This window comes from Aeromicrobium piscarium, assembly GCF_007421815.1.
Taxonomy (GTDB): domain Bacteria; phylum Actinomycetota; class Actinomycetes; order Propionibacteriales; family Nocardioidaceae; genus Aeromicrobium; species Aeromicrobium piscarium.
This window is the reverse complement of sequence record NZ_VLNT01000009.1, coordinates 144,539-169,862: the sequence shown is the minus strand read 5'-3', so window position 1 is coordinate 169,862 and position 25,324 is coordinate 144,539. Positions and strand designations below refer to the sequence as shown.

Annotated in this window: 26 protein-coding genes; 20 read left to right on the top strand and 6 right to left on the bottom strand. The window is 65.3% G+C overall.

The window, feature by feature from the left end; all coding sequences use genetic code 11:
- Nucleotides 1–323 precede the first annotated feature (323 nt).
- From FNM00_RS12490 to FNM00_RS12460, 7 genes are all read left to right on the top strand, one after another.
- Nucleotides 324–1,292 (top strand): bifunctional DNA primase/polymerase, encoded by a 969-nt coding sequence (locus FNM00_RS12490; RefSeq protein WP_143913871.1) that lies wholly within the window; start codon nt 324–326, stop codon nt 1,290–1,292.
- A gap of 20 nt (nt 1,293–1,312) precedes the next feature.
- Nucleotides 1,313–2,008, top strand: a complete 696-nt coding sequence (locus FNM00_RS12485; RefSeq protein WP_246065169.1) for a DUF2637 domain-containing protein — start codon at nt 1,313–1,315, stop codon at nt 2,006–2,008.
- A complete protein-coding gene (locus FNM00_RS12480) occupies nt 2,005–2,469 on the top strand; it encodes a hypothetical protein (RefSeq protein WP_143913869.1) in 465 nt (154 codons plus the stop codon). The genes FNM00_RS12485 and FNM00_RS12480 overlap by 4 nt, the downstream gene beginning before the upstream one ends.
- Before the next feature lie 94 nt (nt 2,470–2,563).
- Nucleotides 2,564–3,430, top strand: coding sequence for a hypothetical protein (locus FNM00_RS12475; protein ID WP_143913868.1), 867 nt, complete (start codon nt 2,564–2,566; stop codon nt 3,428–3,430).
- Between the two features lie 2 nt (nt 3,431–3,432).
- A complete protein-coding gene (locus FNM00_RS12470; RefSeq protein ID WP_143913867.1) occupies nt 3,433–4,467 on the top strand; it encodes a ParB N-terminal domain-containing protein in 1,035 nt (344 codons plus the stop codon).
- Between the two features lie 37 nt (nt 4,468–4,504).
- The gene (locus FNM00_RS12465) at nt 4,505–5,185 is read left to right on the top strand and encodes a hypothetical protein (protein WP_143913866.1); all 681 of its coding nucleotides are present in this window, start codon (nt 4,505–4,507) and stop codon (nt 5,183–5,185) included.
- Between the two features lie 18 nt (nt 5,186–5,203).
- Nucleotides 5,204–6,793 carry a M23 family metallopeptidase gene (locus FNM00_RS12460; RefSeq protein WP_143913865.1) on the top strand — a complete coding sequence of 530 codons (1,590 nt, stop codon included), beginning with the start codon at nt 5,204–5,206 and terminating at the stop codon, nt 6,791–6,793.
- A gap of 37 nt (nt 6,794–6,830) precedes the next feature.
- Here the strand turns inward: FNM00_RS12460 and FNM00_RS12455 are convergent, their stop codons facing one another.
- Nucleotides 6,831–8,822, bottom strand: coding sequence for a heavy metal translocating P-type ATPase (locus FNM00_RS12455; RefSeq protein WP_246065168.1), 1,992 nt, complete (start codon nt 8,820–8,822; stop codon nt 6,831–6,833).
- A 29-nt stretch (nt 8,823–8,851) separates the two neighbouring features.
- Nucleotides 8,852–9,241 (bottom strand): Cd(II)/Pb(II)-sensing metalloregulatory transcriptional regulator CmtR, encoded by a 390-nt coding sequence (gene cmtR / locus FNM00_RS12450; protein ID WP_143913863.1) that lies wholly within the window; start codon nt 9,239–9,241, stop codon nt 8,852–8,854.
- An 86-nt stretch (nt 9,242–9,327) separates the two neighbouring features.
- Here cmtR and FNM00_RS12445 point away from each other — a divergent pair, with 86 nt between their 5' ends.
- From FNM00_RS12445 to FNM00_RS12425, 5 genes are all read left to right on the top strand, one after another.
- Nucleotides 9,328–9,945 (top strand): methyltransferase family protein, encoded by a 618-nt coding sequence (locus FNM00_RS12445; RefSeq protein WP_143913862.1) that lies wholly within the window; start codon nt 9,328–9,330, stop codon nt 9,943–9,945.
- Nucleotides 9,946–10,401: 456 nt separating this feature from the next.
- Entirely contained in the window at nt 10,402–10,668 is a 267-nt protein-coding gene (locus FNM00_RS12440) for a DUF6112 family protein (RefSeq protein ID WP_143913861.1), read from the top strand.
- A gap of 162 nt (nt 10,669–10,830) precedes the next feature.
- A complete protein-coding gene (locus FNM00_RS12435) occupies nt 10,831–11,151 on the top strand; it encodes a DUF6112 family protein (protein ID WP_425456809.1) in 321 nt (106 codons plus the stop codon).
- A gap of 6 nt (nt 11,152–11,157) precedes the next feature.
- Nucleotides 11,158–12,465: a conjugal transfer protein TrbL gene (locus FNM00_RS12430; protein ID WP_143913860.1), complete on the top strand. Its 1,308-nt coding sequence runs from the start codon at nt 11,158–11,160 to the stop codon at nt 12,463–12,465.
- 7 nt (nt 12,466–12,472) lie between these two features.
- Entirely contained in the window at nt 12,473–13,945 is a 1,473-nt protein-coding gene (locus FNM00_RS12425; protein ID WP_143913859.1) for an SCO6880 family protein, read from the top strand.
- Between the two features lie 4 nt (nt 13,946–13,949).
- Here FNM00_RS12425 and FNM00_RS12420 read toward each other — a convergent pair whose 3' ends face one another.
- Nucleotides 13,950–15,017, bottom strand: a complete 1,068-nt coding sequence (locus FNM00_RS12420) for a CHAT domain-containing protein (RefSeq protein WP_143913858.1) — start codon at nt 15,015–15,017, stop codon at nt 13,950–13,952.
- Nucleotides 15,018–15,180: 163 nt separating this feature from the next.
- Here FNM00_RS12420 and FNM00_RS12415 point away from each other — a divergent pair, with 163 nt between their 5' ends.
- From FNM00_RS12415 to FNM00_RS12385, 7 genes are all read left to right on the top strand, one after another.
- Entirely contained in the window at nt 15,181–15,927 is a 747-nt protein-coding gene (locus FNM00_RS12415; protein WP_221933711.1) for a hypothetical protein, read from the top strand.
- Nucleotides 15,924–17,417 carry a TraC family protein gene (locus FNM00_RS12410; protein WP_143913856.1) on the top strand — a complete coding sequence of 498 codons (1,494 nt, stop codon included), beginning with the start codon at nt 15,924–15,926 and terminating at the stop codon, nt 17,415–17,417. The genes FNM00_RS12415 and FNM00_RS12410 overlap by 4 nt, the downstream gene beginning before the upstream one ends.
- Before the next feature lie 229 nt (nt 17,418–17,646).
- Nucleotides 17,647–18,132: a hypothetical protein gene (locus FNM00_RS12405; protein ID WP_143913855.1), complete on the top strand. Its 486-nt coding sequence runs from the start codon at nt 17,647–17,649 to the stop codon at nt 18,130–18,132.
- Nucleotides 18,129–19,913, top strand: a complete 1,785-nt coding sequence (locus tag FNM00_RS12400) for a type IV secretory system conjugative DNA transfer family protein (protein WP_143913854.1) — start codon at nt 18,129–18,131, stop codon at nt 19,911–19,913. The genes FNM00_RS12405 and FNM00_RS12400 overlap by 4 nt, the downstream gene beginning before the upstream one ends.
- A 68-nt stretch (nt 19,914–19,981) precedes the next feature.
- Complete coding sequence (locus FNM00_RS12395) at nt 19,982–20,455, top strand: single-stranded DNA-binding protein (RefSeq protein ID WP_143913853.1); 474 nt, start codon at nt 19,982–19,984, stop codon at nt 20,453–20,455.
- A 15-nt stretch (nt 20,456–20,470) separates the two neighbouring features.
- Nucleotides 20,471–21,043, top strand: coding sequence for a hypothetical protein (locus FNM00_RS12390; RefSeq protein WP_143913852.1), 573 nt, complete (start codon nt 20,471–20,473; stop codon nt 21,041–21,043).
- A gap of 300 nt (nt 21,044–21,343) precedes the next feature.
- On the top strand, nt 21,344–22,054 hold the full coding sequence (locus FNM00_RS12385; RefSeq protein ID WP_221933710.1) for a hypothetical protein: 711 nt from the start codon (nt 21,344–21,346) through the stop codon (nt 22,052–22,054).
- On the opposite strand, the gene FNM00_RS12380 is transcribed toward FNM00_RS12385, so the two are convergent.
- On the bottom strand, nt 22,051–22,989 hold the full coding sequence (locus FNM00_RS12380) for an HNH endonuclease (RefSeq protein ID WP_143913851.1): 939 nt from the start codon (nt 22,987–22,989) through the stop codon (nt 22,051–22,053). The genes FNM00_RS12385 and FNM00_RS12380 overlap by 4 nt on opposite strands.
- Nucleotides 22,990–23,467: 478 nt before the next feature.
- Between FNM00_RS12380 and FNM00_RS12375 the strand changes: the two genes are divergently transcribed.
- Entirely contained in the window at nt 23,468–23,860 is a 393-nt protein-coding gene (locus FNM00_RS12375; RefSeq protein WP_185973127.1) for a sulfate permease, read from the top strand.
- On the opposite strand, the gene FNM00_RS12370 is transcribed toward FNM00_RS12375, so the two are convergent.
- On the bottom strand, nt 23,829–25,037 hold the full coding sequence (locus tag FNM00_RS12370) for a tyrosine-type recombinase/integrase (RefSeq protein ID WP_143913850.1): 1,209 nt from the start codon (nt 25,035–25,037) through the stop codon (nt 23,829–23,831). The genes FNM00_RS12375 and FNM00_RS12370 overlap by 32 nt on opposite strands.
- Complete coding sequence (locus tag FNM00_RS12365; RefSeq protein ID WP_143913849.1) at nt 25,030–25,218, bottom strand: helix-turn-helix domain-containing protein; 189 nt, start codon at nt 25,216–25,218, stop codon at nt 25,030–25,032. The genes FNM00_RS12370 and FNM00_RS12365 overlap by 8 nt, the downstream gene beginning before the upstream one ends.
- Nucleotides 25,219–25,324 lie beyond the last annotated feature (106 nt).

Below are 25,324 nucleotides of genomic sequence, written 5' to 3'. Positions count from 1 at the left end.
ACGCAACCGCGGCATCGAGACGCTGCCCAGCATCCGCGAGACCGCCGACCGAGACAACGACTAGGCTGCCCACACACCGTTCACTTTTCGGGCGATGCAATCGTCCAGTTTTCGAGCGTTGCCGACAATCGCAAGGTCACTACCTCGTAGACAACCGCAAAAGACGCTAGGCAGGAACGAAGTAGTCAGGCGCACACTATCGATTCTGACGGTCGCCGTTTCTATATCTGCGCTGTCCGTTTCGATCCGCTGGTTCTCCTGACACACCTCATGGCCACGAGGCCACCTCCAGGCTGAGGCGGTTCGGTGAGAGGAGGCCGATCATGGGGATACAGACTGCGACCAGCCGGCATGGGGCTATGGCGGCGATCCTCTCCCGGTTAGTCGGCCGTGTGCCATTGCCAGCTGCTGCGCAATTGTTATCCCGAGCCGGTGTGCCGGTTTTCCCCTGTGTTCCGGGCGAGAAGCGACCGTTGACACCGAAAGGCTTTCACGATGCCACCACGGACCTTCAACAGGTGAAGGCTTGGTGGCATCGATATCCAACGGCGAACCTCGCCGTCCCCACTGGCGAGGCGTCAGGTGTAGTGGTTGTCGACGTGGACATCCACGGCCACGTCAACGGTTATGAAGCCTTCGACCGCGCTCAGCAAGCTGGGTTGTTCCCAAGCTGGTCATTTCTGGTAGACACCCCTTCGGGTGGACTGCACATCTATTATCCGGCCACTCAGGGTGTAGTGCAGCGCTCATGGCAGGCCGCCAAATGTGGGGTGGATTTTCGCGGTGACGGCGGTTATGTCCTGATCCCACCTTCGGCGGTCACCAAGGAGGGCAGTACGACGCCGTACCGCGTGCGGCAGGTGTACGTCATGGCGGCTAGTCCGGTGAATTCTGACGGTCTGCGGGACTTCCTCGATCCCCGTCCCACACCTCGCCAGCGTCCGGTTCACGGCTTGCGTTTGGAGGCTGATGTGCCTCGGTTGGCCGCTTGGGTGGCGAGCCGGCCCGAGGGTGAACGCAATCAGGGGTTGTTCTGGGCGGCTTGCCGTCTGGCCGAGAACCGTGTTCCCGCCGCGGACGCTCTCGATGTTCTCGTCGCAGCCGCGGGTCATGCCGGGCTGGGCGAACGGGAGATCACCGCCACGGTCCGGTCCGCCTACCGCTGCGCTCATCCGCGACCGCCATCATGGTCGGCGTCAACGCACACGACGGGACCGGTGCCGCGGGCCGCGGGTAACCGGCTAGAGCGGCGCCCCGACAGATCGGCGACCCGGGAGTTAGGGCTGTCGTGATGTCTGGGCGTCGTTGGGTCGTGGTCATCGCGGTGGCCGGAACGGTAGCGATCGGATGCGGGGCCTTCTGGCTGTCGTTCATGTCGTTGACGGATTTGGCTCTGCGCTCGGGGATCGGCTCTGGGCAGGCCTGGGTATGGCCACTGATCGTGGACGGCATCATCGTGGTGTCCACCGTCGCGGTAGTCGCGCTCGATGGGCAATCGGCGACATGGTATCCGTGGGCGCTGTTAATCGGCGCAGCCGCGATCTCCGTCACCGCGAACTCTCTTCACGCGATCGTTGCCGCCGAGGCCAGCGTGCCCGGACTGCTAGCGGCCGCGGTGGCGGCAATACCTCCAGTCGTGCTGTTGGCCAGCACCCACCTGACGGTGATCCTGACCCGCCCGCCTGCCGGAGTCGATTACCTATCAGATAAAGGACACTGGGTCGAGCCGACCGAGTTGGTCCAGTCGAGCACGGCCGCGCCGCCGCCAACCGGGAAGGCCCCGAGGCCCGCGGCAACATCCGGACCGGCCGGTTCGAAGCGCGATCGGCGTGAGCGGGCGCGTGAGCTACGCGAGAAGGGCTGGTCGAATAAGCGCATCGCTCGGGAATTCGATGTGCATGCGGCGACGGTCGGACGGTGGTTCGCTCGTGAGCACCGTGAGAACGAAGGTCCGACGACGGACCCTATGGAGTCTGAACGAACTGTGGTGAAGGAGATGAACCGATGAATCCCGACGACTACGAACGGGAAGACCATCGTTGGAGGCAGCCAGACCCGGCGCCTGAACGCACGCCGTTGGAGGCAGCCCACACAGCGGCCGGCGCTGTCGGAACCCCGTACGCCGTCCGGACAGCCGATCTGGAACGCCGACGCAGCCAGGATTTTGAGAATCGTGACCTCGACCCTGATACGGAAGCCGAGAGTGAGCGCGAGGAACCGGGGCGTGAGCGTCAGCGTGCCCGGGGTGTGGAGTGGGTGCGTCCAACCGATCTGATGGTTCGTGGCGGTGGCGTAGTGGCCGGGCGTGGGATCAGTTTTCAAGCCGAGCTGGCTCGGACCGTCCGTACTCCGGTAGCCGATCGGCTCCAGCGGGCCGGTGAACGGGCACGCCAACTGCCGCCGCTGGCCGCGTTCGGTCGCGGTTCGGGTCGTCGTGGCGCGGGCCGGTCGAGTGTCGGCATGAGCTGAGAGCCGGGATGGGTCGTGGACGTAGGCACCGACACCAGCAGGGCCGCTAGCTCAGGGGCCGTGTGCGCTCCTTGCTGTTAGGAGGTGCCCGGCCATGACTATTGATGAGCAACCCAACGTCTCTGCCGGCGGTGAAGATTACACGAGCAGTGAGGGCTTACGGGCGCTGCTGTGCCGGCTCCACGCGGCCGGTCCCGGAGCCTGGCAGGACGACCAGACCGCCGCGGACTTAATGGCATACGCGGCCGACAAGTATGCCGCCCTGGCCAGGAAACACCAGCTGGACCCGTGGGAGGCAGCAACCGCCGCGTTCGAGGCGATGCAGTATCGCTCCACCCGTAAGGCCGCGGATCCGTGGGCGATGGTCACCCATGCCGTGCGGGTCACCTGCATTTTCGAGGAACGCGGCCAAGGCATGCTGTGTTCGACTCAGCAGGCGAGGCGGCGGCATTTCTCGGTCTTCCATGACGCAGAGCGGTTCAGCGACCGCGAGATTCCGCTGTCCGAATGGCATCCGGTGTTCCACGTCACAGACGAGCCCGACCTCGACGAGGACGCCGGCGGTGACGCAGCCGCGGCCGGACGAAAAGGCATGTCGGCGACCGCGGCGGTCGAGGAAACCATAGCCCTGTTCACGGAGTGGGGCTGGCCTGCTGCTACGGCCCGCACGGCGATCGAGCATGTATGCGGGGTGTTGGCGCGGGCTGGCTCGCGCCAGACTGCGTATGAGAGTTTGCGGCGCGATCAGCATGCGAGGGCACTGCTCGACCTACCTACGAAGTCCTGGTCAGCCTTGTTGAGGATCCTGCTGGGCCACCCGCATCCGGCCTACGCCGCGACCGACACCGGGCGTGGAGTGCTGTTGCGGCTGCTGATCAGCCAAAGCCAGCAGATGCTCCTGGACGATCACGACCTGCGACTCGCGGTGGAGGCTGCCGCGCCGGAACGAGGAGGCCGCTGACCGTGGCCGCACCCACCAGGCACATCGAACTCGACCGAGCCGTCGAGTCGATCGAAATCGGTCGACGGCATCGCACTGATCTGGGCGATCTCGACGCCCTCACCGCATCCATCGACCATTATGGCCTGCTGCAACCGCCGACCATCACTCCTGACGGGGTGCTGGTGTGTGGCCGCCGACGACTGGCGGCCATCAGACGCCTTGGCTGGCGCACCGTGTCTGTGTGGGTGCGCTCAGGGATCTCGGACCGGCTGGGACACCTGTTGGCCGAGCAGGACGACAACGTGTTGCACAAGGATCTCACCGCGAGCGAAGCCTTCGCGCTCTACCGCGAACTCAAGACGTTGATGGCCGAAGACGCCCGCCGGCGAAAGGCCGCCACACAGTTCAGCAGCCAGCACCAGCCCGGAATTGACGGTCCCGGAAAATTTCCGGGACCGTCAACCTCACTCGGCGACGCCCGTGAGCAGGCCGCCGCAATGATCCCCGGCAGCGCGTCGTACAAGACGCTGGACAAAGTCGGATATCTTCGGCAGCTCGCTGACGATCCTGGCATTGGTGAGCCGCTCCGCGCCGAGACCCGTGCCGAGTTGGAGCGTATCGATGCCGGGGCACCGGTCGATCCCGCCTACCAGCGTCTGCGCGCCGCCGCCGAGGATCATCGGGCCGAGGAGCTGGAGCAGCTCGCCGATGATGCGGTCGCCCGCGTCACGACGTTCGAAGCAGTCACAACGCGGAAGAAACCGACCCGAATGACGCGAGCCGGTGCTGGTGGCGCGGATCGGTGGCCGGTGCGGGCGTTCGTGCAGACCTGGAGTGGCCTGGTGGCCTGGTGGACCCACTACGATCCAGCCGAACTCGCCACCAAGTTGACCGCTGAGCAGATCGCTTCGTTCCTCGACACTGCTGAGGGCACCTATCGGTTCGCCGGTCAGCTTCGCGCTGCATTGACCACCTCGGACCAGACCGCCGGCAACGGCGAGGACTCTGAGACTACCGAAGGCGAGCCAGCACCGGGGCCCCTACGCCTCCTGTAATAGCCATCCCGGTGGCCGCGGGCGCGCACCTGATGGCATGACCTCCCACGACTCACATACGCGACATCGTCTGATCGCTGGCATCGTCGCTGGTCTGGCCGCGTTGGTGCTGATCGGGATAGGCGTCTATGGCCTGACCGTCGGCCCCGATACTCACTCGGGCGCTGGCGACGGTGACCGGCTTCGGCCAGGGCCGGCGGCCAGCGCCCCGGGTGGGCCGGCGAGGAGTGGCGCGATTTCCCCGATCCGTCCGAGCGACGATCCTGAGGCGTTTGCCCGTGCCGTGGCCACCGGGCTGTTCAACTGGGACACCGCCAGTGGGCATCTGCCGTTGGACTACACTACGGTGATCCTCGACGTGGGCGATCCATCCGGGGCCGAGCAACCTGGCCTCGCCTCCGACGTCGCTTCCTACCTGCCCAGCAGTGATGCCTGGGTCGAGCTACGCAAGTACGCCACCCGCCAGCACCTGACCATCGAACGGTCGTACGTGCCGAAGGCGTGGGACACCGCCATCGAACAGGCTCAGCCCGGACAGCTCGCCGAGGGAACCACCGCCTACACGATCGAGGGCACCCGTCACCGCTCCGGCGTCTGGCACGACGAGAACGTGGCCTCTGAGCACCCGGTGGAGTTCACCGTGTTTCTCGTCTGCCAACCCACTTATGACTCGTGCCGGCTCCTGCGGCTGTCCGAACTCGACAACCCACTGCGTTGAACCAGGAGGCCGGACTCTGTGTTGAAGAAACTCGTCATCGGCGCCTTGGCAGTGATGCTGCTGTGCCCCTTGCTCGGACTCCTCGGTGTCGGAGTATTGATGAACCCTGCCGCGAACGCCGCCTGCACTACTGTCAGCAACGATGGCGCTGCCGTCAGCGAGGTACCCGACGAACTGGAGGCCACGACCGCTGACGGTGAACAGATCACGCTCACCAAGACACAGTTAGAGCATGCGGCCACCATCATCGACACCGGAGCAGAAATCGATGGCGTGGGACGAGCGGGGCAACGGGTCGCGCTGATGGCCGCACTCACCGAATCGACGCTGAAGAACCTCGCCAACCCCGCGCACCCCGGATCAACCGATCTACCGAACGACGGCACGGGGACGAACCGCGACTCGCTCGGCCTGTTTCAGATGCGCCCATCAGCGGGTTGGGGCGACCCGAGCCAACTCATGAACCCGGAGTATCAGACCAAAGCGTTCTTCGGAGGTCCAAACGGACCGAACAACGGCTCCCCGCGAGGATTGCTCGACATCAGTGACTGGGAGCAACTGGACCCCGGCGAGGCCGCCCAAACCGTCGAAGCCTCCGCCTACCCCGACCGCTACCAGACCTTTGAACCGGTGGCCGATACGATCCTGGAAACACTCGTCGGCAGCGCCGACACACTTGCGAAGGTCAAACCTGCTGCGGCCAGCGTCAGCACGACGGCTTCCAGGGAGTCGCGGGTCGTGTTCCCACTACCAGCCGACACTTGGGTCATCACCGACGAGTTCGGCCCGAGAACGCATCCGGTCACCGGCCGAACCTCGATGCACACCGGCGCCGACTTCGCCGCACCAGAGGGCACACCTATTCTCGCAGCTGCGGACGGCACCGTCACCAAGGCTGGACCAGCCGCTGCGTTTGGTCAGCTGATCGTCATCGAGCACCAAATCAATGGCGCCACCGTGGCGACTGCATATGCCCACATGTGGGAGACCGGCGTCCGTGTCTCCGTCGGTGACAAGGTGCGGGCCGGACAGCACATCGGAGATGTCGGCAGCTCGGGCCAATCCACGGGTCCCCATCTGCAGTTCGAGGTCCGACCCGGCGGGACCGACGCCGCAGCGATCGATCCCGTGCCATGGCTCAACAAGCACGGCGCGGCCGACTTGCCCGGTGCCGAACCCGGTACGCCGGTCCCAACACCGGCCGACTGCGATGCCAGCGCACCGGGCCCAGGCGACCAAGACATTTCCGACGCCGAATGCCGACACGGCTCGCGGGTCGAGCAAGAACTGCAGCCAGCCACCATCAAGGTCTACCGTGCTGTCTGCGCCGCCTGGCCCGATGAAGTGACCACCTACTATGGCTTCGCACCCCGCGGCGAACATGCCACCGGCCACTCCCTAGACATCATGATCTCTGGCAGAACTGGCTGGGACATCGCCTACTGGCTGCAGGAGAACCACGAGGAGTTGGGCATCGAGTACGTGATCCACGCGCAGAAGATCTGGTCGGTACCTCGCGCCGCCGAAGGGTGGCGGCCGATGGAAGACAGGGGCGATCCCACCCAAAACCACTTCGATCATGTTCATGTAACTACCGCCGACGATTAGCAACTATCAGACTAGCCGTAGTCGATTTTCCTGGGAATCACAAGGATTTCTGTTTAGGCAGGAGGAACCAGTCGGAGTTGGGATGAACGGTCAGTGAGGCGGATGAGTATACCCGGCGCTTCGGGCGCGCCGCACGAACGCCGTTGAGGATCACGATGACCTCGGCGATCTCGTGGACCAGTACCACCGCGGCCAGCCCGAGCACCCCGAACAACGCCAAAGGAAACAGGACCACGATGATCGCCAGAGCGAGGGCGATGTTGCCGGTCATGATCGCCCGGCCACGGCGGGCGTGAGCCAGTGCGTCGGGGATCAGCCGCAGATCATGGCCGGTGAACGCGACATCGGCGGACTCCACCGCCGCTGCGGAGCCGGTCACACCCATCGCGATCCCGACCGTGGCTGAGGCCAGGGCGGGGGCGTCATTGATGCCGTCACCGATCATCGCTGTCGGCGTCTGTTCGGCCGACTGCCGGATATGCTCGGCCTTGTCCGCCGGGAGCTGCTCGGCATGGACCTCGTCGATGCCGGCCTGGGCCGCGATCGCCTCGGCGGTGCGGGTGTTGTCGCCGGTGAGCATCACTGTCGACACCCCCTGCACGGCGAGGACGGTGATCGCTTCTGTGGCTTCGGGGCGCAGCTCGTCGCGGATGCCGATCACCCCAGCCACTCGGTCGTCGGTCTCGACCACGATGATGCTCATGCCCTGTCCGGCCAGCTCAGTCGCTTCCTGGGTGAGGGTTTGGGGGTCGATCCAGCGCGGGCTGCCCACCCGCACCCGACGTCCGTCCACGGTGCCGGTGAGTCCGTGGCCGGGATGCTCTTGCACCTCAACCGCCTCCACTCGATGTGGTGCTGCGGTGGTAATGGCCTCGGCCAACGGGTGGCTGCTCGCGGCCTCTAGCGCGGCGGCGAGGCCGAGAACGTCCGCTTCGGTGTGTCCACTGGCGGTGTGGGTGGTGACGACCTGGGGTTGGTTACGGGTGAGAGTGCCGGTCTTGTCGAACGCGACTCGGCGGATCGTGCCGAGCTGCTCGAACGCGGCCCCGGACTTGATGACCACCCCGAACTTCGAGGCGGAACCGATCGCCGAGATCACCGTGACCGGTACCGCGATCGCCAGAGCGCACGGAGACGCCGCCACGAGGACGACGAGGGCGCGTTCGATCCAGGTGCCCGGATCGCCGATGAGGAACCCGAACGCCGCGATCAGGGCGGCGGCGATGAGCACTAGCGGAACCAGAGGGCGGGCGATGCGGTCAGCCATGCGGGCCCGTTCGCCCTTGTTCGCGTGGGCCTGCTCAACCAGATGTACGATCTTGGTCAGCGAGTTGTCTCGCCCATCGGCGGTGGCTTCGATGTGCAGCGTGCCTGACCCGTTGACCGACCCGGCCAGCACCGCGTCGCCGGGGCCTATCTCGACCGGGATCGATTCGCCGGTGATCGCCGAGGTATCCACCCAGGATCGGCCATCGGTGACCACACCGTCGGTAGCGACCCGTTCCCCGGCCCCGACGATGAGGACGTCGAACTCACGCACCTCGGCAGCCGGGATCGTCTGCTCACCGGTCAGACGGGAGACGCGGGCGGTCTCGGGGATCAGGGAGAGCAGGGCGCGCAGGCCCTGCTGGGCGCGATCCATCGCCCGGTCTTCCAGGGTCTCGGCGATGGAGAACAGGAATGCCAACGCCGCGGCCTCCCCAACATGCCCGAGCAGCACCGCGCCGATCGCGGCGATCGTCATCAGCAGGCCGACGCCGAGCTTGCCGCGGCCACTGGCGGTGAACAGGCGCTTGATCGTGCTGGGCACGAACGTCCACGCACCGGCCGCCAGGCCGAGTGCGAAGACGACCAGCCCGACTACTTCCAGGCCCATCCGCTCCAAGACCAGCCCAGTCACCCACAGCAGACCCGAGGCTACCGGCAGAGTGAGGGCACGGTCGCGCCACCACGGCGGCAGCTCCTCGTGCTCCTCGCGATGACTGGACTCGGCCGGGCCACAGCAAGCGTCGGCCGGCTCCGGGGTCACAGGTTCTTCGGGCCCGCAGCACTCCCGACTCACCGCGCACCCTCCGCCTCAGTCTCAACAGACGACACCGTGCCGGGGCCACAGCAACCCGGAATCGAGCACTCCGGGTCGATGCACGGCTGGTGCTCATCGACCGCGAGCGTCACATCCACCAGCGCCGTCAATGCTGCAGCCAGATGGGGGTCGGCGATCTCGTACCGCGTCTGTCTACCCTCGGGCTCGGCGACCACGATCCCGCACCCGCGCAGACACGCCAGATGGTTCGACACATTCGTGCGCGTTAGTCCGAGGTCGCGGGCGAGCTGCGCCGGATACCCCGGCTGAGTCAACAGCGACAACAGAATGCGCGAGCGCGTCGCATCAGCCATCGCACGGCCTAGCCGGTTCATCACATCCACACGCGAAGCAATAGTCAGCATACAATGACTATACACTGGTCGCTGACGCATTGATAGTGCGACGAGATACCTATCCAGGCTCTCGCCCGCCGAAGGAGAAAGCACTGATGATCCCTGCCGCAACCGCTTTGGTCTTGTATCTGGCGTATTTACTGGTCGCGTTCGGGCTGCGTTCATGGCTCATGAATCAGCGCACGGGTTCCACCGGCTACCGAGGCCTGTCAGGGACAGTGGGATCGGCGCGCTGGTGGGGCGGGGTCCTATTCGCCACAGCACTGCTGGCTGGGCTCGCCGCGCCCGCGTTGCAGCTTGCCGATTTTGTTCCCGCAATCACGATGCTCAACACCGCGCTCCTAAATACCATCGGTGTCGTGCTCGTGCTGATCGGCACCGCCGCGACCCTGGCCGCCCAACATGCGATGGGCACAACCTGGCGAGTCGGCGTCGACGCCGAGGAGCGCACCGAACTGGTGCAAACCGGGCTGTTCGCGCTCGTACGCAACCCGTTCTTCACCGCCCTCCTGACCACCGCAACCGGGCTGTTCCTCCTAGCCCCGAACCCGATCGCGCTGGCCGCTCTCGCCGTCCTGTTCGTGGCCGTCCAACTCCAGGTTCGCGTCGTCGAGGAGCCCTATCTCCTAGCCGTCCAAGAAGACGCCTACCGCAACTATGCCCACGCGACCGGTCGCTTCCTACCTGGCATCGGTAAACGCCCGACCCACTGAATCAGCCGAACATTGCCGCCGGCCTGGCGCTGATTCCGGGCGATTGCGGTGTCTCTCCCTACCGAGCTTCGACACTGTTGTTTGAGGGCTCTTAATGAGGCGATCACCCCCTGGGGCACAGACCGGAGGTTCAGCGATCTTGCGCGTACCTAGCTGGTATGGAGACCGAGGAGTACCGGCGTTGGGGGGGATCGGCTGGACACGCCCGACTATCAGCCTGATGAGATCTACGACAGTCTCGCTCGTGAGTTGGCGGCGCAATGGCAGCAGCACCGAGATGATCCGCTGCCGCCACACAAGCAGCTGAACTGCGATCTGGCGCAGCCTTCCGCCCGTCGCCGGTGGGCTGACAAGATACCCGGCCGGCAGCGGGCACCTGGCCGTTTCGAGCCCAACGATCGCACTAGTTTCGGCCGGCGGCCGGACGCCAGGTCGTCGCGGAGGTTGTGATACGCGATGGACGTGTTCCCAGATTTCGACGGATTGGCGGGTGTCGAGGACATCGAAAAGGTGGTCGGTGCCCTGCTGACGATCGTGCTGGTGGCCGCGGTGCTGATGTTGATCGTCTCGGCCGTGGCGTGGGCGATCGCGTCGGCAGCCGGTAACTATACGGCCGCAATGAAGGCGCGGGGCGGCGTGCTGGTGGCGCTCGGCGCGGCCGTGCTGGCAGGCGGCGCGATTCCATGGGTGAACTGGTTGATCAGTATCGGCCGGCAACTCTAAGACCCAGCTCATTATCTCTGTGGATACCCATCCCTAACTGAAGGGGTGGGCGTTTTCTCATGCCCGGCCGCGTCGAGCACACGAGAGCGAGGTGGTCCCCAGGGATGGCGGGTGCACCTGGCGGTTATCCCCCACTTGTTTCTCGCCTGTCAGGAGCGTGCCGTGTTCGAGTTACTTGTTTCCGTGGTCACCGGTATGGCCGTGGTGCCGTTGCAGGTCGATATCGCGCCGAACTCCGATGGGCTGCCGGGCATCGCGCAGCTACGCACAATCGTCGGCGCGGTGATGACGATCGGGCTGATCCTGTCGGTGTTGGCGTTAGTGATCAGTGCTGTGGTGTGGGGCTTCGGGTCCAACTCATCCAATCCCCACCTCGCGGGTCGAGGAAAAATCGGAGTGCTAGTCTCCTGTGCCGCCGCGGTGATCTGCGGCGCCTCGGTCACGCTTATCAACTTTTTCTGGTCCGTCGGACAACAGGTGTGATCCCTGATGGGCGTGTGCGATGTCCCGGTGATCTCCGGTGTCTGCGACAGCGCCGGTGAAGCGGCCGCGAGCCTGGTGGCGGCACCGTTCGACTGGCTGGCCTCGGCGATGGGCGAGACCGCCGGATACCTGATCAAGTCGATGTGGGCGATCTTCGACACCACGACATTCGTCGACATCACCAGCCCCGAGTTCCTGGCGGTCTACCGACTGCTGTTCGGGATCGGCATCTTCCTGGTGCTGACCTTCTTATGCTGCCAACTCATCCTCGGCCTGATCCGACGTGACCCTTCGGCGTTGTCACGAGCGGCGCTCGGCGCCGCCAAGGCGGTTCTCGGCAGCTTTCTCGTGATTACGCTGGCAGCACTCGCTCTGGAAATCGTCGACCGGCTGTCACTCGGGATCGTGCAAGCCGCAGGAGAAACCAGCGAAACAATGGGCGACAAGATCGCCGGACTCGCGGTCGGGTTAGGCGCGACCACCGTGGCGATCCCAGGAGTGGGCGCCATCCTCACCATTTTCCTGGCCGGGTTGATGATCTGCGCGGTCGCGATCGTCTGGTTGTCGCTGCTGATCCGCAAAGCGCTGCTGTTGGTAGCGATCGTGCTCGCCCCTGTCGCGCTCGCCGGAGCGACCTGGGACTTGACCCGTGGATGGATCGGCAAATGGCTCGCCTTCGTCATCGCGCTCATCGTCAGCAAGCTCGTCCTGGTAGTGATCTTCCTGGTGGCGATCACCCAGGTCGCGGCTCCGATCGACGGCGACATCGCCTCGATCGCCGACCCGCTGGCGGGGATCGCCCTGCTTTTCATCGCCGGCTTCGCTCCCTACATCGTCTACAAGACGATCTCGTTCCTCGGCGTGGATCACTATCACGCGACCGGGACCGAGCAGGAGGCAAAGAACGCGCTCAACCGGCCGATCCCGATACCGGGCACCCGCCGCGAGGGTGGAAGCACTAAGAGCGTCCTCGGCAGCAATAACGACGATGACGGTGGTGGCAAGACCGACACCGCCGACGGAGGAGGGCAGCGACCGTCGCCCAAGCCCGCCGCCGCGCCGGAGGGCACCCCCGGAGCGAATCCGGAGACCACTGAGGTCGCGGCCACTGCTGGACCCGCGGGCGCGGCCGTCGCCGGAGCCGAATCCATCAAGGACACTGTGACCGCTGGCCCTCGGGCCGGTGATGCCGTGGGCGATCAGGCTGAGACAGCTGCGGACGGGCCCACGAATGCCAGCACTAACAGCGGGCCGTCGTCAGGACCGCGGGTGCCGAAGACACCGACCGACACGAGCCCGCCCGACAAGGAGTGACTCGACGATGACGACGACCACGCCGAAGGACAAGACGCCGGGCACTGAGCTGGTGCCGGTGAAGTTCTCCCGGCTGACGCGCCGCGGCATCCTGCTCGGACTGTCTCTGGCACAGCTGATTGCCCTCGGCATCGCCGGCACCACCCTGACCTCGATGCTCTACGCCGGTGGCGGGAACCTGATCTTGCTGTCCACGCCGATCTGGCTGCCGGCCGCGTTGGCCGCCTGGATTCCGGTCGCCGGGCGTCCGGCCATCGAGTGGGTGCCCGTCGCGGGCTGGTGGGCATGGCGCGCTACCGGGCACCAGCTCATTTACCGCCGCCGGATTCTCACTCCGCGCCCATCCGGCAGTCTGGCGCTGCCCGGCGACGCAGCCCGGCTACGTGAATACGTGGACCCGGTCACCGGCGCGGTGATGATCCACGACCCGACCGAGCACACCCTGACCGTGGTGTGCGAAGTGACGCATCCAGCGTTCATCCTGCTCGATCCCGCCGAACAGCAGCGCCGGGTTATCTCTTGGGGGCGAGTGTTGGCCACCATCTGCCGCTCCGGCAGGATCGCCATGCTCCAAGTCCTCGAACGCACCCTGCCTGCTTCGGGCACTGGACTGGCCGACTGGTGGGCCACCCATGGCAACGACGACGGCTCCTGGCCGTCCTCCATCTACGCCGAGTTGATCGAGCGAGCTGGGCCTGCCGCGCAACGACATGCCACCACCGTCAGCCTCAGCCTCGACCTGCGGGCCGCAGCCCGCCAGATCCGGACCGCCGGCGGTGGTATCCGCGGCGCGGCGGCAATCCTGCGTCAAGAGATGAATACGTTAACCGCCGCGCTGAGGTCGGCGGACTTGTCACCTACGGCGTGGCTGGACAGCGGAGCCATCGCCGTCATCTTGCGCAGCGCCTACGACCCGGCCATTGCACCCGCGTTGGAACGTCACGGTCAGCTCGGTCGGTCGTTGGCCACCGCCGGACCCGTCGCCGTCAATGAGTCGTGGTCACGCATCCGCACCGACTCGACCTATCACGCAGTGCTCTGGGTCAGCGAATGGCCACGCGCACACGTTCATCCTGAGTTCCTCGCCCCTGTACTGCTGTCGACAGACATCCAGCGTTCCTTCGCCCTGCTGTGCACACCGATGCGGGCCGATCAAGCTGCACGCCATGTTCGTAAGAAGAAGACCGAGCACCTCAGCGATGCAGCACAGCGGGCGCGGATCGGTCAGATCGAAGACGCCGCCCAAACCGCCGAATACGCTGACGTGCTCGCCCAAGAAGCCGACCTGACCGCCGGCCACGGGCTGCTGCGCTACACCGGCCTCATCTCGATCACTGCCACCAACCCCGATGAACTGGATGCTGCCGTGGCCGCTGTTGAGCAAGCCGCCATCCAAGCCTCCTGCGAGACCCGGCGCCTGGTCGGTCAGCAAGCCCGAGCCTTCACCGCCGCCGCGCTCCCCTTGGCCCGGCGCGTGTGAGGCCTCATCCGGGCTCGGGACCTTTCACCAAGACGGCTTCTCTCGGTTCGACCCCTTGCGCCCAGGCCAAGGTGGGCAGTTCGGCACCTTCGAGCCCCGCGGCTTCGAGAGCAACCTGGGCGGACAGGTGCGCGGCCCGGATCGATTGTCCGTTAGCGATCGTGGCGTAGAACTGGGCGGCGTAGCTGATGGCATCGCTATCGTCGATGGTCCCGGCCATTCCGATCGCGAACGGCACCACCTGGGCGACAAGGTCATCGATTTGAGCGGCTGAATTGCACGAGTTCAGCAGCACGAGCACTGGCGGATCATCGGTTGCGTCGATTGCCTTGGCGAAGGTATGCGCGGCGACAATCACGCCTTCGTGGTGACCGTCCTGCTCGTCCTCGAACACGATGAGAGCCTCGTTGCTGTGTCCTGAGAAATGCACGATGTGCGGGCGGAACTTCGCTAGCCCGTCAAGCAGATCGGCGGTGGTGGCTGCCGGCCGGACATCGAGTTCAATCTGGTCGCGGTGTAACGCTGACTCGACGGCGGCACGTATGCGTTTCTGTTCCCGTCCAAGACGTAGGTCACCTTCGGCGGAGGCTCCAAGAATCAGGACACGCAGCTTCTCCTGTTTGGGTTGTCGCAGTTGTCGTGCAAAGTGCTCAACTGCCAGCTCGGTGTCAGCGACTCTGGATTCCAAGGTGGTGTGTTCCGCAACGGCTTGGCGCTCGATTCGCTGTTGCGCCTGTTTACGTCGGCGGTCAGCCGCGTCAGTCTCGGCGCTCTCAGCACGGGCGAGCTTCGACGCCAGGGCAGCTTCCTCCTTGGCGTAAATGGATGCCTTTTTCTGCCAGCGCGCAGCTTCCTTGCCTGCTGTCTCCGCCTCCCGTTCTTTGCTATCCGCCTGACGCTGCTTGCTTCGTCGCGTTGTGTCGCTCTTGATCTTCGCGGCCGCATGCCGAGCCCGAGCAGCCTCGGTCCGTCTTGCCGACTCCTTGGACCGGAACTCGCCCGCTTTCTTCTCAGCAGCCAGGCGTTGATTTCGTTTGCGTTCGAGCTGTCTTCGGTACTGGCTTGCGCTCACTCTTTGACCCTTTCTGGACCATAGCGTCCTTCTCACTTTACGGGCGTGTTCTGACACTCGTGGCCACCCCGGCGCACCTGCCGGTCGAATCCGACCGTTTGGGAGGCCACCGATGCCTACGTTTCATGATCCTGTCGCCGATGCGACGGAGGCCGCGAGCGCGGTGCGCGCTCTGGCTCACGCTTCTCGATCATTCGAGGTCCCGGACCAGACCTATGCGGTGGTTGGTGATCTGCTGGCGGCTAGTCGGTCGTTGCGGCAGGTGCTCGACCAGGTCGCCGACGCACATTTGATTCACCGTGGGCGGGCGCGTGACGACGACGGTCATCGGGCGCCCGGGCTGCTGGCCGCGTTGTCGGCTGCTGATGAGTTGCACGAGGCGGGGACGCTGCTCGATCAGGTCGAGTTGCATCTCGATGCCGCGTTGAGAGAGTCCGGGCGTATCGCCTGGCATCCCCAACCGCTTGAAGTCGAGGTGCCGGTGAGCCGATGGGTGCTGATCGAACTCCTCGATGGTGAGGACGCCGATGAAGTGATGGAACTGCTCCATCGCGACGGCACCCAGGCCGCTATCGAGCACCTGGCTCAGTGGGACTACGGCGAGGAGACGACCAATGCGGCGTTAGCCAACGGGCACGTTTACGATGAGCCACCGTTCGGTCCGCTGGATCGCAGGGGGTCGCACGGTGTCTACACGCTCATCTACAGCGGCGCGTCAGGGCATGTCGGTCTCTACCGGCAAGCCGCCGCGATAGCCGCTTCGACATCGCCCAGCCGAGAGACGCCCCTAGCCAAGGAAGCCCAAACGGCCAGGGCGGCGCGGGGGCCACAGCAGCGGGCGACCGATCGGTCCTGGTTCTCCCCCGCCGGCGACAGCATCGTCACCCAGCCGCGGGGACGGTCCTTGTGAACCCCGCCGAGGACGAGTCCGAGCGGCTGCTTACCTCGGTCCTGGTGTCTCCGGCCGCCGAACGGCGTCGGGTGCGCAAGCAGCGGCGCCAGGCGGCGGCGCGGCTACAGGCGGACAAGCACCGCGCCGAGCGGGCCGTAGCGAAGGCCAGGGCCGAGGCCGAACGCGCTGAGCGTCGCGCCACCGGGTATCTGCCCGCGGCCGGTGAACCGGGATCGGCAGCGTTACGGACGCCGGGGCGGTTCCGGATACCCCGCCATCAGGACACGTCCGCCACCCTCGCGGCGGCGTATCCGTTTCTGGCCGAGGCGGGTCTGGGCAGCAACGGCGTGTTCATCGGCGCCGATTTGTACAGCGGCGGCTCGTTTGTTTTCGACCCGTGGGAGCTGTATCGCCAGGGCGTGATCACCGCTCCGAACGCCATCTTGGCGGGGATCGTCGGCAGCGGGAAGTCGAGCCTGGCCAAAGCGCTGTATGTGCGGTCGTTGCCGTTCGGGCGCCGGGTCTACATCGCTGGAGATCCCAAGGGCGAACACTCCGCGGTAGCCGAGGCAGTCGGCGGGCGAGCGATCCGTCTCGGCCACGGCCTACCGGCCCGGTTAAACCCGCTGGACGAGGGTTACCGGCCCAGTAGCTTGTCCGATACCGAATGGGCGGTCACGCTCACCTCGCGGCGCCGTGCGTTGATCGGCTCCCTGGCCGAGACTGTCGTCGACCGGCCGTTATCGCCGCTGGAGCACACCGCTATCGATGCCGCCTTGGCTCAGGCCGTCCGCGACAATACGACGCCAACCCTGCCGATGGTCGTCGACCACATCCTGACCCCATCGCACGACCCGGACGGGCGGCTGGCCGAAGACGGCCGGCTCATCGGACATGGCCTACGCCGTCTCGTGTCCGGTGACCTGGCCGGATTGTTTGATGGCCCCTCGACCGAGGTCTTCGACCCATCGTTGCCGATGGTCTCCCTGGACCTGTCCCAGGTCACCGAGAGCAATACGCTCATCAGCGTGTTGATGACCTGTTCCAGCGCCTGGATGGAAGCAGCCTTGCTCGATCCGGCCGGCGGGCAGCGTTGGATCATCTACGACGAAGCTTGGCGGCTGATGGCCTACCCTTCCCTGTTACGCCGGATGGACAGCCACTGGCGTCTCGCCCGGCACTACGGGATCAGTAATTTGCTCGTATTTCACAAGCTCACCGACTTGGACAACGTAGGCGACGAGGGCAGCGCCATGCGGTCGCTGGCGAACTCGCTGTTGGCCAACGCCGAATGCAGGATCGTCTACCGACAAGAGAGCGATCAACTCGGTGTCACCGCTGACATGCTCGGGCTGACCGGCACCGAGCGTCAGCTGCTGCCCTCGCTCTCGGTCGGACAGGGCTTGTGGAAGATCAAGGACCGTAGCTTCGTGGTTCAGCACCAGCTCCACCCCGACGAGTTGTCCCTGTATGACACCACGGGCCGCATGTTGAATTCTCAAAATTAGCATTTTCTAATTCATATGCCGTTATGGCCTGAGGTGCCGTCAACGTCGCGGGCTGTGGCGGGCGTGCTGCCCTCCAGTATCCGTTAACGACGTGGCCGGGGCGGGTGGCGCGCACCTGGCCGGCATGGGAACTTATGCGCCCGGTGGGGCGGATAGCAGGCAGTCATGTCGGACCAGGTCGGGCAAGCATCAGGGCGAGTCCACCGGTAGGCCACCTATCCGTATTCCGGTGGCGTTACCGCAGGTGGTGGTCACGGTCGCCGACACGGGCGCGTTGACGGTCAGTGTCGATGGCGTGCCCTTCGACCCGCCTGAGGGTGGCCGGTCGTGGACACGGACGACGTTCGGTGATCTGCTCGACGCCATTACTCGCGACCGGCATGTGCCGGTGCGGATCGAGGTTCGCGAGACCGACGGCACCGTGTTCACCGATCTGGTTCAGGCCAGCCGAGGCACCGCCGCCAAGGAGCCCGGCCCTCCAGACGGCGAGCCGCAACCACAGCAGGCGGCAGGCGGTGTCGAGCAGGTCGAGGTCGTCGGGGAGGGGTTCCGGGCCGGTGAGCAGGTGCTGGTGGCGGTCGTCATCGATGCGGTTCACGCGGGCCCGGACGGCAAGGCCCGAGCGGCGCTGGCGCCGGCCCGGATCGAGCCCGCGAATCAGGTGGTGCTGGTCGGACAGCTGTCGGGCACAATGCGCACCCGGCGGGTCGGATGAGTGGACAGCGGCAGACCGGCGCGTTCGGCGACGAACTCACCAACATGCTGCTTGCCGGTCTGATCGGCCTCTTCGGGCTCACGCTCGTGTTGCGCGCCGCCGGGACGCTCGCCGCGTTCGTGACCGGCGCGCCTCAGCCCGCCGCGGGTGTCACCGCCGGGGCGCGGGTGCTTTTTCGGCCCGGCGACCCCGCCGCCGCACTCGACGCCGAGGGTCTGAACTCGATCGTCTACTGGACCGTCGCCACACTGCTACTCAGCCTGCTCGTCGCCACCGGAACGTGGGGGTGGGTCCGGTTTCGCCGCCACGCCCGGAAGATCGCGAGCGACCCGCGCAAGCTCGCCGGCGTTGCCACCACCGAAGAGATCCGCCAGAGCGCCTCGGCCAAGGCGTTGCTGCGCCGCGCCCACAACCTGCGGCCCTCGCTCGCCCGTCCGGCGCCTAGCGATGTGGGGTACCTGCTCGGCACCGCACGCGGCCAGCAGGTGTGGGCGAGCGTCGAGGACTCAATGCTGGTGACCGGCCCGCCCCGTAGCGGCAAAGGCCTGCACGTTGTGATCCCGTCGATCCTGGATGCGCCCGGCGCTGCGATCACAACCTCGACCAGACCCGACAACCTCACCGTCACGCTGCGTGCCCGTGAACGAGTCGGCCCGGTCGCGGTCTTCGATCCCCAGCGCTTGGCCGACGGCGTGCCTGCCGGGATGCGCTGGTCACCGATCCGCGGCTGCGCCGACCCCTTGACGGCGATGATCCGCGCCACCGGTCTGGCCGCCTCCACCGGTCTGAGTGCCGGCGGGGTCGAGTCAGGAGGCTTCTGGGAAGGCAAGACCCGCACCGCGCTGCAAAGTCTGCTGCACGCTGCCGCGATCGACCACCGCTCCCCCGCTGAACTGTTTCGGTGGACGCTCGACCCTTCGGCCGCGGCCGAGGCGGTCGCCGTCTTGGCCAACACCCCGAACGCGGCGACTGGATGGGCCGAGTCGTTGGACGCGATGATCGACGCCGATCCTCGCACCCGCGACAGCATCTGGCAAGGTGTGTCGCTGGCGCTGGGGGCGCTGGCCGACCCGCGGGTGCTGGACGCGGTCAGCCCCGGCCCTGGTGAGGACTTCGACCCCGAGGCGTTCCTGACCGAACACGGCACGTTGTACCTCTTGGCGACCGGTGCCGGGGCCGGAGCCAGCGCGCCGTTGGTGGCTGCGCTGGTCGAGGACTTGGTGGAGACCGCCCGCCGCCTGGCTGCCTGCTCCCCTGGTGCTCGGCTCGACCCTCCCATGCTGTTGGCGCTCGACGAGATCGCCAACTTGTCGCCACTGCCGAGCCTGCCGACACTGATGGCCGAAGGCGGCGGCACCGGCATCACCACGATGGTGGTGCTGCAATCGTTGGCCCAGGCACGCGACCGGTGGAACGAGAACCAGACCAACGCGATGTGGGACTCAGCCATCATCAAAGTGATCCTCGGCGGGGCGTCCAACTCCAAAGACCTGCAAGACCTCAGCGCGTTGATAGGTGAGCGCGATGAGCACACCGACTCGATCACCATCGGAGACCACGGATCGCGTTCCTCTCAACGTTCGATCCGCCGTGTCCCCATCTTGCCGCCCGACCGGCTCCGCACGCTGCCGTTCGGCACCGGCATGGCCCTGCTGCGTGCCGCCCCACCCATCGTGACGGACCTGAAGGCGTGGACCAGACGCCAGGACGCGACCACGCTGACAACCGATCGCGCCCAGATCGAGAGCCTGCTGGAGCAGGCGCCCGATGGCTCGCCGTGATCCCGCGGCGCACCTACCCGTTGCAGCGATCAATCACCGGTCAGGCCGGTCGGCAGAGGAGACGTCTCATGGCCATGCACACACAGAAGTCGATCAGCGGCTTTATCGCCTCGGACCCGAAACTGACCTACCACCAGGACGGGAACCCGCGGTTCTATGCTCGGTTCAAGAAGGAGCACTACCGCGAAGAGCCCGATGGGTCGTTCACCAAGCTCGATCCGACGTTCCACAACCTCGTCATCCGTCGCAAGACCGCCGAACGCGCCTACGAGATGTTCGCCGATGGCGACGCATTCGTCGCCGAGGGGTACGTCCGCCAATACAGCTACCAGCGCGACGGCCAGCAGTTCGAGGGCGAGGAGTTCGTCGCCAAGAAGATCGGTCACGACACCGCCCGAAGCCGCTACACGGTCGACCGGACACCCCACGGGCAGGCCGTCGGCCACGACGCGCCGACCGTTAACCATCGACGAGGATTCGCTTCGGCGGACCCGTCCACTCACGGCGCCGCCGCGACCGCCGCGTCCGTCCTTGGACAGTAAGAGCAAGTGACAACCATGACCGACGACCGCTTCACCGACGAGCCCGAGCCCGACCTCGATAAGACGACCGGCTCCCAGAACCCCGTAGAGGTGTTGAGCGAACCGCCCAGACCGGTGAACTGGAACCTGCTGACCGCCGATGACCTGGAAATCGAGCTATTGGAGCTCAACCGATGGGTCCGGTGGCTGTGCCGCACCTACGGCCTCCCGGCCAGTGTGGTCCCGCCGCTGTGGCATCGGCATTGGGAACTGATCTGGGAGTTGAGTTCGCTGCACTTGCATTGGCTCTGCGCCTACGATCCCGACCAAGACGGCAGCGCGCCGCTGGGCTGGCACCGGGATTTCGCCGACACCCGTCAGCGGCTGCGTGACTGGGTGACAGCCGCGGGCACGCGCCTGGATCGTGACCGGCCCACCCGGCAGACCGTCTGGCCCGGCGATGAGCCAATCGAGACGGCTGGCGAGATGCCGATCACCGACCGCGACGGCGATTTCGTGGAGTTCGTGATGACCGAGGTCGACAAGCGCCGACGAGCCGAAGACGAGTTCTACGCCTCCCTCGATCCCAACACCGGAGAACTGCGCTGACCAGAGACACGGCCGCCGCATACCGGCCCGCCCGGTCGAGGCTCGACGGCCAAGATCGAACTGCCGAGACGGAACTGTCCTCCTTCGAAGGTGACAAGCTACGCATCTAACCAATGCAGCTCTCGACACGAGGGGGATGCTCTCGATGCCATGATGTTGTGCATGCAAGACGGGCGCAGCCTTCAACCTAACGGTTTCGCACATCTGCTGTTAAACGATGACGGCCTGTGCTGGTGGTGCCGAGAACGCCCAGCCACGACCGGCGAGCACAAGTACAAGCACAGCGATCTGAAACGTCTGATGAGCGGCGACGAGGTGTTGTATTGGGGTGACCACGAACAGTTCCGCGAACTGCGCGGTAAGAGCGGAATCAAACGTGACCGACACGGAGTAGTCAAGTTTCCGAAGTCAATGTGCGGCCCCTGCAACAACGCCAGGTCGCAGCCGTTCGATCTGGCATACGACAGGTACGCCGAGTATGTGACTGAACGACCGACTCGGAAGATCCCCGGACTTGACTTCGAGACGGTCTACGGTGAGTCGTGGGAGAACGATCTTCTGAATCTTGCGCGGTACTTCGGAAAGCACTTTGGTTGCCGAATGGCCCGATCTCGCGTGCCGGTCCCGGGATCACTGCGGAGTTTCCTTGACGGCGCCACTGACATGCCGGATGCCCACATGGCTTTGATAACAACCGATTCAGTCCACCGGCTCTATCGACATGGCATGTATATCGGACCTGACGGTGTTCACGTTTCGTCGGACTGTTCAAGATTCACTGGATATGTGATGGCGGTCTACCTGGGATCATTCGGGGTTCGCTACATGTGGTCAGAAGACGAGATTCCAGACGAAGAGCGCTCGCAGTTCTTCCACTTCCCTCGACCAATTCTGAACTACTTTCGGACCGAGGAAGCGGTCATGCGTGGAGACACCCGCAAGCCTGGCCTCCTCGTCCGTTTTCTGCAGTGGGCACAGAAGCCACGTAATGATAGTGGACCGACAAGTTAACTGTCCGCCAGGTGCGGCCCCAGTTGCACCGCCTGGCCCGGCTTGTCGTCTACCATCGGAACCACCCAGCCTCCGACAGGCCAAGTGACAAGCAGCACTGCTGAGAGGAGAACTGCATACTCGGCGTGGTCGCCGGACCGGACCTGGACCAAGAGCGTTTCGCCGCGAGCGGCTGGACCCTGGCTCCGGGCAATCCTGATTCCTTGAGGTACAAGCATGGGATCAAGGCGCTCATTCTTCGGTTTGTCCCGAACGATCATCAATGACTCTCGGACTCGTTCAGCTTCCGGCGTTTCCGGTATCTCCCCCAACAGCAAGCATGAGGCGAGGTATGCGGACTTGAGTGCTGCCAGCTGCCAGCGGACGGAGTCGATGACCTGGTAGGTGAGGTCGATTTCGCCGCCTGCTTCGAACGCCTCTCGTACCTCTCCTGGGGTCCGTGGCTTGTCCGGCAGCATGACGAACTCGCCGTTGTCGGTTCGTCGCAGCAGGATCTTCGGCCCGCGGCGAGCTCCCTGGAATCGGGCACTACGGTATTCGACCCGGACCAGGGCGTCTTCCCACCAGTCGACGAGGTCGGCTTCCAGCTTCGAACCAAAGGCGTTGTTGCATCGTGCACAGGTGTTGACCATGACTGCGCCGCCGAGCGCCTTCGGCGGTACGTGTTCGAGGCTGTCTGCGTCTGATGCCAGGCAGAGCGGGCAGCGGTCGAAGTGGCGATTGGGCAGGATTTCAGCGATCGGAATTATCTGATCAACCTTGCGAGAGTTCTCATGTTCCAGACGGCTGATACGCAGGCTCTTGCCCTGGCCGTCGTCAAGCAGCATCTCATGGGCTTTGGCCAGTCCCGGTTCAGGAGAGGAGCCGCGGCCGCGTACACTTTTAACTTTGAGCGGCTGCCGCGGTTGAGCAGGCTCGTTTGCCTTTTCTGCCATCGAACCAGCTTAGCGTCCGGCGCTGCCTCTCCCTCTGAGCACCGTGATATCCATGTCAACAGGCCATCTGTGAGGGTTTCTGGCACGACTTCGATCGTCCGCGAACGGTGACAGCAAACATGGATACGCCGTTGAACTAGATCCGACGGGCGACCTCGCAGTCTTCATCGATGAGCACCGGCGCAGCCTCTACCAAAGATGACCCTCGGCCAGCTATTGAGGGAAGGCGTCACAGTGACACCTTGGCACCATTGCATTTCGACCGAACCGATACGTACTCGGTTCCGCTGACTGCTGGCCTGTCGGATCTTCCCGTACGACTAGATATACGTCGTGGATCGGCAGTAGAATCACTAGTTCAGGCGACTGTAGATTAGCTAGGTCACCGGGCGAGCCTGGTGACATGACGCCCTCGGGAAGCCGCTCGGGGTCAGTCCGTTCCCCATATGACGTCGCCGTCATCAAGGAGGACTGGACCATGCTCGGTCCTATCCTGGCCGCCGTCACGTATGTCTACGTTTTCGTGCGGACATGGGCGCCCAGCAACATCGTTTTGGATCTCATCCGCACCCGATCCGGCCTCAAATGGGGTGTTCCCGCGATGGCGATCGCGGTGCCGTACCTGGCCATCGCCTACTGGAACACCACGCTCATCGACGACGGCGGCCCCGGCTTGCTGCATCTGGTCGTGTTGTGGGGCATCTGGAACGGCATCAAGTTCTTCTTCATCGGGCCGGTCAGCCTCGTCCAGCTGGCGATCGTGCGGGTGCGGGAGCACCGCGCCAGGTCCGTACCGATCGGCACTAACGACCGGCACCCTTCCACCGAACTTGCGGTGGTCACAGCAGATCGACGAAGGCGTCGTCCATGATGTCGGCCGTGACGGGGTCGACGAGTTCCTCGGTGACGACGTAGCTGCGGCGGGTGACCTGCTCATCGGCGTGTCCGAGCAGCCGGGACGCCAACCCGATGCCGGCTTTGGCCTCCACGATAGTGGCGGTCGAACGGCGGAAGATGTGGGTGCTGAAGTCGTCGACATCGATGCCGGCCGCCTGCAGGGCAGCCTGGTTGTCGTCGACGAACGTGCGCAGCAGCCGCTCGTAGTTACTGACGCTCAACGGTTTGCCGGTCCGGGTGGCGAACAAGTAGGCCTCTGGTTCTGAGTCGGTGACCGCGAGCCGGCGGCGCATTGCCGCCGCTGAGAAGGAGGGCAGCGCGATTCGGCGCTTCTGCCGGGTGCGTTTGGGGGCGTTCTTGCGGTGCAGGCCCTGCTTCTTGGTGTAGCGGATCGTGCCGTCGAACCGGGCCATCGGCGTCTTGGTGGTCACGTCGACCTCCGTGCGTCGCAGGGCCAGCACCTCGCCGATGCGCACGCTGGTGCCGACCATGATCCACATGGCGTCCTCTAAGATCGCGACGTTCGGCCGCGGGCCAGAATGGCCCGGTCCGGTGCGCCAACCGCGGATCAGGTCTTGGACGATCAGCAGCTGCCCGGGAGTGAGGACCGATTCTTTCTTCTCCGGCAGCGGCAGTCGGCGGGTGTCGCGGACCGGGTTGTGCATCAGGACCTCGTGCTCGATCGCGATGGCGCAGGTCTGCGATAGCACCGAGCGAGCTTTACGCGCCGACGACAGCGACAGGTCGGTGCGGATATCAGTCAGAATACGGTTGCAGCGTCGTACCGACAGGTCGATCAACAACAGGTCACCGCACGCGGGGATCACCACGTTCCGCACGCTCGCCTCGTAGGCCTCCACGGTGGAGTCCTCCACCAGACCCGACTCCTCCTTGTCCCGCAGGAACACCTCGCACGCCTCGGCGATGGTGGAGTCTCGGGTCAGCTGCGCGCCGCCGGTGGCGTGGCGCAGCGCGTCCGCCTTCGTGTGCAGGTCGCCGACGGCGTCGGCTTCGGTGACGGCGCTGGCTTTGAGGCGATGCTGGACACCGAGGTCGTCGCACAGCAGGGCGCGGGCCTGAATGCGGCCGCTGGGAAGGACGAGCGTCTGGATGGTGCCGAGTTGGCCGGCACGGAGCTTCTGCCTAGGCATAGGTGTCCAGCTCCTCGAACCAGACCAGCACCTCGCGGCGGAGGTAGCGCACATGTCGGCCCATCCTCCGCCAGGGCGGGCCGATACGGGTGCGTCGCCACTCTTCGATGGTGCGTGGCGAGACCTGCAACAGGGCGGCGACCTGCTCGGGGGTGAGGATCTCGCCGGCGTCATCGGTCATGACAGGCAGGTACGCGCCGGCCGCACGGGATAGACGGGTCCAACCGTGTCTGGAGCGGGGCAGCCAGGGGCGTCGTCGCCCTCGGGTTGGCGGACGGCCCAATTCG

Excerpts from the sequence above, each read along its gene's own strand:
- FNM00_RS12490 (WP_143913871.1), top strand. The coding sequence starts at position 324 with ATGGGGATACAGACTGCGACCAGCCGGCATGGGGCTATGGCGGCGATC.
- FNM00_RS12480 (WP_143913869.1), top strand. The coding sequence starts at position 2,005 with ATGAATCCCGACGACTACGAACGGGAAGACCATCGTTGGAGGCAGCCA.
- FNM00_RS12475 (WP_143913868.1), top strand. The coding sequence starts at position 2,564 with ATGACTATTGATGAGCAACCCAACGTCTCTGCCGGCGGTGAAGATTAC.
- FNM00_RS12465 (WP_143913866.1), top strand. The coding sequence starts at position 4,505 with ATGACCTCCCACGACTCACATACGCGACATCGTCTGATCGCTGGCATC.
- cmtR (WP_143913863.1), bottom strand. The coding sequence starts at position 9,241 with ATGCTGACTATTGCTTCGCGTGTGGATGTGATGAACCGGCTAGGCCGT.
- FNM00_RS12445 (WP_143913862.1), top strand. The coding sequence starts at position 9,328 with ATGATCCCTGCCGCAACCGCTTTGGTCTTGTATCTGGCGTATTTACTG.
- FNM00_RS12440 (WP_143913861.1), top strand. The coding sequence starts at position 10,402 with ATGGACGTGTTCCCAGATTTCGACGGATTGGCGGGTGTCGAGGACATC.
- FNM00_RS12430 (WP_143913860.1), top strand. The coding sequence starts at position 11,158 with ATGGGCGTGTGCGATGTCCCGGTGATCTCCGGTGTCTGCGACAGCGCC.
- FNM00_RS12425 (WP_143913859.1), top strand. The coding sequence starts at position 12,473 with ATGACGACGACCACGCCGAAGGACAAGACGCCGGGCACTGAGCTGGTG.
- FNM00_RS12400 (WP_143913854.1), top strand. The coding sequence starts at position 18,129 with ATGAGTGGACAGCGGCAGACCGGCGCGTTCGGCGACGAACTCACCAAC.
- FNM00_RS12395 (WP_143913853.1), top strand. The coding sequence starts at position 19,982 with ATGGCCATGCACACACAGAAGTCGATCAGCGGCTTTATCGCCTCGGAC.
- FNM00_RS12390 (WP_143913852.1), top strand. The coding sequence starts at position 20,471 with ATGACCGACGACCGCTTCACCGACGAGCCCGAGCCCGACCTCGATAAG.
- FNM00_RS12385 (WP_221933710.1), top strand. The coding sequence starts at position 21,344 with ATGAGCGGCGACGAGGTGTTGTATTGGGGTGACCACGAACAGTTCCGC.
- FNM00_RS12380 (WP_143913851.1), bottom strand. The coding sequence starts at position 22,989 with ATGGCAGAAAAGGCAAACGAGCCTGCTCAACCGCGGCAGCCGCTCAAA.
- FNM00_RS12375 (WP_185973127.1), top strand. The coding sequence starts at position 23,468 with ATGCTCGGTCCTATCCTGGCCGCCGTCACGTATGTCTACGTTTTCGTG.
- FNM00_RS12370 (WP_143913850.1), bottom strand. The coding sequence starts at position 25,037 with ATGCCTAGGCAGAAGCTCCGTGCCGGCCAACTCGGCACCATCCAGACG.
- FNM00_RS12365 (WP_143913849.1), bottom strand. The coding sequence starts at position 25,218 with ATGACCGATGACGCCGGCGAGATCCTCACCCCCGAGCAGGTCGCCGCC.